At 62.8% G+C, this 8551-nt stretch carries 9 protein-coding genes; 7 read left to right on the top strand and 2 right to left on the bottom strand.

Going from position 1 to position 8551, the window contains the following annotated elements; genetic code table 11:
* The first annotated feature begins 198 nt into the window (after positions 1–198).
* Positions 199–828 carry a hypothetical protein gene (locus EOC06_RS25180; protein WP_128309061.1) on the top strand — a complete coding sequence of 210 codons (630 nt, stop codon included), beginning with the start codon at positions 199–201 and terminating at the stop codon, positions 826–828.
* Positions 829–995: 167 nt separating this feature from the next.
* A complete protein-coding gene (locus EOC06_RS25175; protein ID WP_013532531.1) occupies positions 996–1217 on the top strand; it encodes a hypothetical protein in 222 nt (73 codons plus the stop codon).
* Positions 1218–1220: 3 nt separating this feature from the next.
* On the opposite strand, the gene EOC06_RS25170 is transcribed toward EOC06_RS25175, so the two are convergent.
* Positions 1221–1727, bottom strand: a complete 507-nt coding sequence (locus EOC06_RS25170) for an OsmC family protein (RefSeq protein WP_127269953.1) — start codon at positions 1725–1727, stop codon at positions 1221–1223.
* Positions 1728–1931: 204 nt separating this feature from the next.
* Between EOC06_RS25170 and aguA the strand changes: the two genes are divergently transcribed.
* Entirely contained in the window at positions 1932–3038 is a 1107-nt protein-coding gene (aguA, locus tag EOC06_RS25165) for an agmatine deiminase (RefSeq protein WP_128309060.1), read from the top strand.
* A gap of 45 nt (positions 3039–3083) precedes the next feature.
* The gene (locus EOC06_RS25160) at positions 3084–4088 is read left to right on the top strand and encodes an extracellular solute-binding protein (protein ID WP_245470039.1); all 1005 of its coding nucleotides are present in this window, start codon (positions 3084–3086) and stop codon (positions 4086–4088) included.
* Positions 4089–4206: 118 nt separating this feature from the next.
* On the opposite strand, the gene EOC06_RS25155 is transcribed toward EOC06_RS25160, so the two are convergent.
* A complete protein-coding gene (locus EOC06_RS25155) occupies positions 4207–4956 on the bottom strand; it encodes a LuxR family transcriptional regulator (protein ID WP_128309059.1) in 750 nt (249 codons plus the stop codon).
* A 105-nt stretch (positions 4957–5061) separates the two neighbouring features.
* Between EOC06_RS25155 and EOC06_RS25150 the strand changes: the two genes are divergently transcribed.
* From EOC06_RS25150 to EOC06_RS25140, 3 genes are all read left to right on the top strand, one after another.
* Positions 5062–6579 (top strand): S10 family peptidase, encoded by a 1518-nt coding sequence (locus EOC06_RS25150; protein ID WP_128309058.1) that lies wholly within the window; start codon positions 5062–5064, stop codon positions 6577–6579.
* A gap of 175 nt (positions 6580–6754) precedes the next feature.
* Positions 6755–7642: a DMT family transporter gene (locus EOC06_RS25145; protein ID WP_127321134.1), complete on the top strand. Its 888-nt coding sequence runs from the start codon at positions 6755–6757 to the stop codon at positions 7640–7642.
* A gap of 60 nt (positions 7643–7702) precedes the next feature.
* The coding region (locus EOC06_RS25140; RefSeq protein WP_164898723.1) for a DMT family transporter at positions 7703–8551 on the top strand (849 nt) is incomplete at its 3' end.

Here is an 8551-nt window from a genome sequence, read left to right as displayed (position 1 = left end):
AGACCGGATTGATCTTTCAGGCCAAGCACAATCGGTTCGTCGCCTATCGCCAGCCGGAATAAAACTTGAGCCTTTTTTGACGCATGTCGGTTTTCCAAAAACCGCTGCACACTTTTAGGCGACATGCGTAGGGATTAAACAGGCCTCCGGCAACGTTTCTTCTGATGTAACCCGTCGAAGACCAACCGGAGGACCGACATGCGTAAACTGCTTCTCGCCACCGCCGCCACCCTGATCGCAGCCGCGGGCGCCGCTTACTCGCAAGATGCCAAGATGAGCTTCTTCGTCACCAGTGTCGGTTCCAGCAAGGGTGCCGACCTCGGCGGCCTCAAGGGCGCCGACGCGCATTGCGCGTCGCTGGCGGAAGCCGCCGGCGTCACCGGCAAGAGTTGGGCCGCCTATCTGTCGACCAGCGACACCGACGCCCGTGACCGCATCGGCAAGGGGCCATGGATGAACGCAAAGGGCGTCAAGATCGCCGACGATGTTGCCTCGTTGCACAGCGATGCCAACGGCATCACCAAGCAGACGGCGCTCAACGAGAAAGGCGAAGCGGTCAACGGCCGCGGCGACACGCCGAACCGCCACGACGTGCTGACCGGCTCCAAGCCCGACGGCACCAAAATCGCCGACCAGACCTGCGGCGACTGGACGATGAGCGGGGCGGAAGGCGCCGCGATGATGGGCCATCATGACCGCACGGGCCTCGACGATTCGGCAGCGGCCAAATCCTGGAATTCCTCGCACGCCTCGCGCGGCGGCTGCAGCCAGGAGGCGCTGAAGGGCACAGGGGGCGATGGCTTGTTCTATTGTTTTGCCACCAACTGAGCCGATTGCGCTTCCAAATCGGGCTGGGAAACCCCCGTCACATCACGCGGCTGTGATGTGACGGCGGGAAGCTGTGCGGCGGTCATGCTTTCGTCATTTCCATGGAGTTGGTAGGGTCACAGCGACTCCCACAACAAGCGCCCAACTGGCAGAACAAGGAAATCCCCATGGCTACGACCGCAGCAGCGTTGGTCTGGTATCTGGTAATCGCCGGCCCGCAAGGCGGCATGGTCGTGCTGCCCAGCACCTTCGACAAACGCGAACAGTGCACCGCCGCCATCACCGAATATCAGAAGCAGCCGACACCGGCCGGCTGGTCAGTGCAATGCGTGCCGAGCGCCTCGCCCTTCACTGACGAGGGAGACGCCGAAGAACCGTCGGCGCAGTAAGCATCAGCGGCGTGCGCTCACCGTCAGCTCCGGCTTCTGGCTGATGGTCTGGAACACCACGCAATAACGCTCGGTCAGCTTCAGCAGCGAGTCTACCCGCTCCTGCGGCTCAGCGGTGTCGAGGTTGAAATTGAGCCGGATGGCGCGAAAGCCGACCGGTGCATCCTTGGCGACACCGAGCGTGCCGCGAAAATCGAGATCGCCTTCGGCCTCCACCGTGGCGGCGCCGAGCTTGAACTCGAGCGCCGTCGCCACCGCCTTGAGCGTCACCCCGGCGCAGGCGACCAACGCCTCCAGCAGCATGTCGCCCGAGCAGAGTTCAAGCCCTGAGCCGCCTGTTGCCGGATGCAAGCCGGCGATGGCGAGCGCCCTGCCCGTCTCCACCTTGCAGGCAACCGACTGGTCATCGATCGAGCCCTTGGCGCGAAGCGTGATCAGAGCCTGCGAAGCATCGTCACGGTAGGCCTGCTTCAGCGGCGCCTGCATGGCCTTCAGTTCGGTCGCATCCATCCGCTTTTCCCCTTTCGTCGACTGCTTGCGTCACCGGCATACGCCGTCCGGTCGAGATTTGCGCCGATCACCGTGGCAAGGCAATGCCGTTCCGCAACAGGAGACAGCGGTCAACACCGATATCCCAAATGGGACATTGACGGACAAGGTCCCAAAAACGTCTGATCCGGGCAAGTCATCACTCCATTTCCCGGCGGTCCCAAGATGCCCCGTACCCTCTCGACAAGGCCGAAACAGGATGGTTTTCGCGCGCCCGGCGAATTCGAACCAAAGTCAGGCTGCTGGCTGATCTGGCCGGAGCGGCCGGACACCTGGCGCCTCGGCGCCAAGCCCGCGCAAAAGCTGTTCGTGGATGTCGCCGCGGCGATCGCGCAAAGCGAGCCAGTGACGGTGGCGGCCTCCGCTCGCCAGTGGCAGAATGCCCGAGCGCGATTGCCCGGCCATGTGCGTGTCGTGGAGATGTCCACCAACGATTCCTGGTTGCGCGACAGCGGTCCCAATTTCGTCGTCAACGATCAAGGCGGCGTGCGTGGCGTCGATTGGATCTTCAACGCCTATGGCGGTTTTGACGGCGGCCTCTACGCGCCATGGGACCTCGATGATCTGGCAGCGCAAAAAGTGCTCGAAATCGAGAACATGGATCGCTACCGCGCACCGCTGATCGCCGAGGGCGGCGGGTTGCAATGCGACGGCCAGGGCACCCTCATCACGACGGAGCAATGCCTGCTCAACCGAAATCGCAACGCTCATCTCGGCAAGGCCGAGGTGGAACCGCAGCTTGGTGACTATCTCGGCGTCGACACCGTCATCTGGCTGCCGCGTGGCCTTGCCTTCGACGAAACCGACGGCCATGTCGATGACGTCTGCTGCTTCGTGCGTCCCGGCGTGGTCGTGCTGAGCTGGACCGACAATCGGGAGGACCCGCAATACGAGATTGTGCGAGAAGCCGAAGAGGTGCTGCGTTCGGCCCGTGATGCGCGTGGCCGCGCACTGGAGATCCACCGGCTGCCGCATCCCCTGCCGATCGAGATGACGCCGGAAGAAAGCGAGAGCGTGGACCGGCTGGATTCGACCTGGGCGCGACCGGCCGGAAACCGGATCGCGGCGAGCTACATCAACTACTATCCGGGCAACAGCGTCGTGGTGGTACCGCAGTTCGGCTGCGATCTCGATGTGAAGGCCAAGCAGACGCTGGCCGAGCTGTTTCCCGACCACAAGATAGTCGGCATCGAAAACTCACGCGAGATCCTGCTGGGCGGCGGCAATGTCGCCTGCATCACCTTGCCGGTCTATGCCCCGCAGCGACGCTGAGGGACGACGCATGCCGAAAACAGATAGCGAAAACGGAGGACATTTATGCGCGCTCTGATCTTCTCAACCCTGCTTGCCTGCGGCGTCTGCGCAAATGCGGCTTCGGCTGACGAGGAAAAGATCGTCAACGTCTACAACTGGTCCGACTACATCGCGCCGGACACCGCCGAGAAATTCGAGAAGGAAACGGGCATCAAGGTTCGCTACGATGTCTATGACGGCAACGAGGTACTTGAAACCAAGCTGCTCACCGGCGGCTCGGGATATGACGTGGTCTACCCGTCAGCCTATCCGTTCCTGAAGAACCAGGTGAAGGCGGGGGCGTTCCTGGAACTCGACAAATCGAAGCTTGCCAACCATTCGAAGATCGATCCGCAGGCCCTGGCGCTGATCGCAGGCGCCGACCCGCAGAACCTGCATGCCGTGCCCTATATGGCCGTCACCGACGGCATTGGCTACAACGTCGCCGCCGTGAAACAGAGGCTGCCGGACGCGCCGACGGATTCCTTCGCCATGGTCTTCGACGTGGACGTGGTCAAGAAGCTCTCCGATTGCGGCGTGGCCATGATCGATGCGCCGGCTGAAGTCATCCCGATGGCGATGAACTATCTTCACATCGACCCCAAATCGACCAGTCCCGACGACCTCGCCAAGGTCGAGAACCTGATGGGCAAGGTGCGGCCCTACATCCGCTATTTCCATTCGTCGAAATACATCAACGACCTCGCCAACGGCGACATCTGCGTGGTGTTGGGCTGGTCGGGCGACATACTTCAGGCAAGGACCCGTGCGGCGGAATCCGTGAAGAAGCTGGAGATCGCCTATTCCATCCCCAGAGAAGGCACGCTCATCAACTTCGATACGATGGTGGTGCCGAAAGATGCGCCGCATCCCGACAACGCCCAGGCCTGGGGCCTCGATCAACTTCAATCTGCGGCCCGATATCGCCGCGGCCAATTCCAGCTATGTCTCCTATGCCAATGCGATACCGGAATCCCTGCCGCTGATGGACAAGGCGATAGCCAGCGATCCCGGCGTCTTTCCGCCTGATGCCGTGAAGGCCAAGCTGTTCGTGGTCGACAACAACGACCCAAAGCTGCTGCGATCACAAAACCGCATGTGGACGCGCATCGTGACGGGGCAATAGCGCCGGCGTAAGCCGTCAGGCTCAAGCGGCTTCGCGGAAGGCCGCCAGCAGCTCGACCTGGGAGTGCACGCTGAGCTTGCGGTAGATCTGCTTGATGTGGTTGCGGACGGTGCCGGGCGAGACGGCGAGGCTTCGCGAAATCGTCTTGGCGTTGCCACCCTCGACCAGATGCCGCGCAACCTCGGCCTCGCGCCTGCTCAGCCGCGAGCGTCCGTCACCGATTGCGGCGCCCTTGTCCCGGGAGTGGCACAGATGAAGCAATCTTTGCAGAATGAGCCTCGTCGCGCTGCTTGCCGCGTAAGCCATCTCCAGATCCTGATCGCCAAAGGCCGGTGCCCCGTTTCGCCGCAGGAAGGTGACATAGCCAGCGGTCAGCCCGTCGAGATTGAACACGCCGGTGATCTCGTCGAAACTGTCGGAAGGGCCGAAGAATTCGCGATAGTAGGGGGTACGCTGGAAGTCGCCATTGCGGAGTGCCGACAGCGGCAACAGGAAATCCTGTCTTGTGCTGGCGAACCTCTGGAAGAAGGGATCCTGGCGATACAGTCGTGCATCGTAGTCGCGGTTCCAGCGATCGGGGCCGGCATCGTCGATGGTCAGGGATGTGATGTCTCGACGGTAGAAGCCGACATAGGCGCGGTCGGAGCCAAGCAGTCCGCTCGCCGCCGCTGTGAAGCGAGCGGACAATTCTTCGGGCGTTGCAGCCATGGCCGCGGCGGCGACACCACCGCTCCAGTGTCCAAACCGATCGAGAGAGATGTTCGACTGCATTCCGGCTCACATTAGCGCAAGCCGTTGCAGGTTCAAGACAGCCATTTCCTTTGACTTCGATCCTCTCGGCCATACCTATGCGGGAGTCGTTCTCGCGGAGCCATCATGCTGGTCAAGCTGAAACTGATCTTCCTCATCCTGCCGATGCTTGCCGTCCTGGCGCAGCCCGTCCTGGCTGAAACGGCGGAGCGGCCGGCACCTGCGGGCGGTGTGCTGTCCCTGCTGCCGCCGCCGCAGACCACCAACCATTCGATCACACTGGCCGGGCGCAAGCTGGATTACCAGGCAAAGGCAGCGACCCTGTCGCTGCTGTCGGGCAACGGCGACGTCACGGCGGAGATCTTCTACGTCGCCTACACGCTGGAGCCGCTGGCGAGCGTGGCCAAAGACCCGCAGCGGCCGATCACCTTCGTGTTCAATGGCGGCCCTGGAGCAGCGTCCGCCTATCTGCATCTCGGCGCACTCGGTCCACGGATAATCGCGACGGGAGCCGATGGCGAACTCCTGCCCTCACCGCAAAGACTGATCGACAATCCGGACAGCTGGCTCGACATGACGGATCTCGTCTTCGTCGATCCGGTGGGGACCGGCTACAGCCGCGAGGCACCGGGGCAGGACACGCGCGATTTCTGGGGCGTCAACCAGGATGCCAGCTCGATTGGCGCCTTCATCCGGCTCTATCTCGCGCAGAACGGTCGCACCGGGTCGCCGCTGTTCCTCGCCGGCGAAAGCTATGGCGGGTTCCGCGCGGCGCTGCTCGCCAGGACATTGCAGGAAGATATCGGCATCAGTCCGAACGGCATCGTGCTGATCTCGCCAGCGCTGGAGTTCACGCTGGTGCAGCCCGACGAATTCGAGCCGCTGCATTGGGCGCTCGAACTGCCGTCACTGGCGGCGGTGCGGCTACGCACCGAAGGCGTCAGCGGCGATGCATTGCGGGAGAAGCTGGCCGAAGTCGAACATTATGCGATGGGCGATTACCTTACGGCAATCACCAGCGGACTGGAGCAAGGCAGGCGGCTGGCGAGCCAGCGCGTCGCTGAGATGACCGGCCTGCCACTCGATTTGGTGCAACGGAACTCCGCTCGCATCCCCACCAGCCTGTTCGCAAGGGAGTTCGCCCGTGCCAGCGGCAAGGTGCTCAGCCCCTATGACGCCACGATCGGCACAGCCGATATCGCGCCTGAGAGCGCCCGCATAGCCGGCCCGGATCCGGTGCTCGACCGCAGCGTGCCGGCGCTGACGTCGGCTTTCGTCGGCTACATCCGTGACGAATTGAATTTCCGCACCGATGTCAGCTATCGGCTGCTCAATGGCGAAATCAGCCACAAATGGGATTACGGGACCAGCGCCTCGCGGCAAGGCTATGCCGGAGTGATGGACGATCTGCAGCGCGCACGCTCACTGAACCCTTCGCTTGGTGTCGTGATCGTCAACGGCTACACCGACCTGGTCACGCCTTACCTCGCCTCGCGCTACCTGGTGAACCAAATCCCATCGCTCGCCGATGCCAAGCCTATCCGTCTCGATGTCGTCGAGGGCGGGCACATGATGTATTTCAGGTCCGACGGCCGACGCGCGCTGAAAGAAGCCGCTTCGGAGCTCTACCAGGCGACGCAGTAGGCTTGGCGACAGTGCAGCTCGGCATGGCCCCCTGCCCCAACATAACCAGCGGGCGGGCGTAGCGCCGCAGCGATTTTCGCCCTTATAGCTTGGTGCCGAGGGAACTGAATTCACAGCTCCTCGTGTCGCTCCTCACAGCATTCTGCCGCTCCGGCAATTTGGTCCCACGCGCCTTATGGCCGATATCGCCATTCTCGAAACACGCGAGCGGGTGCTTGCAGGCATCCTGCTGACCGGTGCGGCCTATTTGCTGTTTTCGACACAGGATGCCTCGATCAAGCTGTTGGTCGTCGGCATGAGCGTCTGGCAGATCATGTTCTTCCGCAGCATTGCCATTCTGGGCGCGTGCGCGGCGATCGGCGGACGACAGTTGTTTGCCGACACGATGCGCTCGCCGATCGTGCGGCCGATGCTGGTGCGCAGTGCCTTCACGCTTGCTGCGTGGCTGTGTTACTACAACGCCGCGCGCAGCCTGCAGCTCGCCGAGCTGACCACCGTCTATTATGCGGCCCCGATCATCGTCACAGTGCTTTCAGTGTTCCTGCTCGGCGAAAAGGTGCCGATGCTGCGCTGGCTGGCGGTGCTGATCGGCTTTGCCGGCGTGTTCGTCGCTTGCGATCCGACCCATCTCGGCCTGTCCGTGCCGGTGCTGCTGGTGCTGGCGGCGGCCTTCTTGTGGGGCATCGCCATCGTGCTCTTGCGCAAGACCGCCCTTGCCGAGCGCTCGATGATCCAGCTCCTGCTCAACAATTTCTATTTCCTGCTGTTTTCGGCGGTGCCGGCATTGTTGTTGTGGCGGACACCGGACGGGGCTCAGTTACTGCTCCTTGCCAGCGTCGGCGCACTCGGCGGCCTGGCACAATATCTTCTGTTCGAAGGCATGAAGCGCACGCCGGCTTCAGTCCTCGCGCCGCTGGAATACACTTCGCTGTTGTGGGCATTCGCACTCGGCTTTGCCATCTGGGGCGACGTGCCGCGTCGCGAGGTGTTCCTGGGCGCTGCGCTGATCGTCGCCGCCGGCCTGTTGATCGTCGGCACCGAGCATTTCCGCAAACGGCTATGATGTGCATGGCCATGATTGCTGACACTACGATGTCAGGACCAAGCGGCGTAGGCTGGTTGCATGACTGACATTGCAGCCGCCACCGACACCGCCGCAGAGCGCACACTCGGCATCATCCTGGTATCGTCCTCAGCTGCCGTTTTCGGCCTGACCGGTGTTCTGACAAAGTCGATCCATGCCGACCCGTTGACCATCATCTGCTGGCGCGGCTTTGTCGGCGCCATCCTGATCAGCTTCTATGTGCTGTGGCGGCGTCACCGTTCCGGTAACCGCGAAACGCTGCGGCTTGGCTGGCGCGGCTGGCTGCTGGCGGTAGAGGGAGCTCTGGCCAGCATCGCCTTCATCTCGGCGTTCAAGTTCACCTTCGTCGCCAATGTCGCGGTCATCTATGCCACAGCACCTTTCGTCACCGCGCTGCTGGCTTGGGTTCTGACGCGCGAACCCTTCCGGTTGCAGACAATGGTCGCCGCCGCCGTGTCGCTGTGCGGCGTGGCGATCATGGTCTGGTCCGGCTTCGGCACCGGCAATCTGTTCGGCGACGGACTGGCACTGCTGATGACCATCGGCAGCGGCCTCTACATGATCATGGTGCGCGCGTTCCGCGACACGCCGGTTGTGTGGGCCGGCGCGGTTTCGGCGTTCCTGCTGTTCCTGCTCGGCTGGTTCGTCACCGATCCGCTGGCGGTTTCGCAAAGGGATGCCGTTCTGCTCGCCACGTTCGGCGCGTCCTTTGCGTTGTCCTCGATCCTGTGGACGGAGGGCGCGCGGCTCATCCCGCCGGCCGAATCCGGACTGCTCGGCTCGGCCGAAGTGCCGTTCGCGATCCTGTTTGCCTTCCTGTTCCTGGGCGAGATTGCACCAGCCGCCAGCATGATCGGCGGCGTCATCGTGTTGTGCGCGGTGTTCGCC

This window comes from Mesorhizobium sp. M7A.F.Ca.MR.362.00.0.0 (assembly GCF_004023175.1).
Classification (GTDB): Bacteria; Pseudomonadota; Alphaproteobacteria; order Rhizobiales; family Rhizobiaceae; genus Mesorhizobium.
The sequence above is the reverse complement of the archived record's forward strand: the minus strand, read 5'-3'. Positions and strand labels throughout refer to the sequence as shown.

Coding starts and splice junctions, on each gene's coding strand:
- EOC06_RS25145 (WP_127321134.1), top strand. CDS start 6,755: ATGGCCGATATCGCCATTCTCGAAACACGCGAGCGGGTGCTTGCAGGC.
- EOC06_RS25175 (WP_013532531.1), top strand. CDS start 996: ATGGCTACGACCGCAGCAGCGTTGGTCTGGTATCTGGTAATCGCCGGC.
- EOC06_RS25155 (WP_128309059.1), bottom strand. CDS start 4,956: ATGCAGTCGAACATCTCTCTCGATCGGTTTGGACACTGGAGCGGTGGT.
- EOC06_RS25170 (WP_127269953.1), bottom strand. CDS start 1,727: ATGGATGCGACCGAACTGAAGGCCATGCAGGCGCCGCTGAAGCAGGCC.
- EOC06_RS25150 (WP_128309058.1), top strand. CDS start 5,062: ATGCTGGTCAAGCTGAAACTGATCTTCCTCATCCTGCCGATGCTTGCC.
- aguA (WP_128309060.1), top strand. CDS start 1,932: ATGCCCCGTACCCTCTCGACAAGGCCGAAACAGGATGGTTTTCGCGCG.
- EOC06_RS25160 (WP_245470039.1), top strand. CDS start 3,084: ATGCGCGCTCTGATCTTCTCAACCCTGCTTGCCTGCGGCGTCTGCGCA.
- EOC06_RS25180 (WP_128309061.1), top strand. CDS start 199: ATGCGTAAACTGCTTCTCGCCACCGCCGCCACCCTGATCGCAGCCGCG.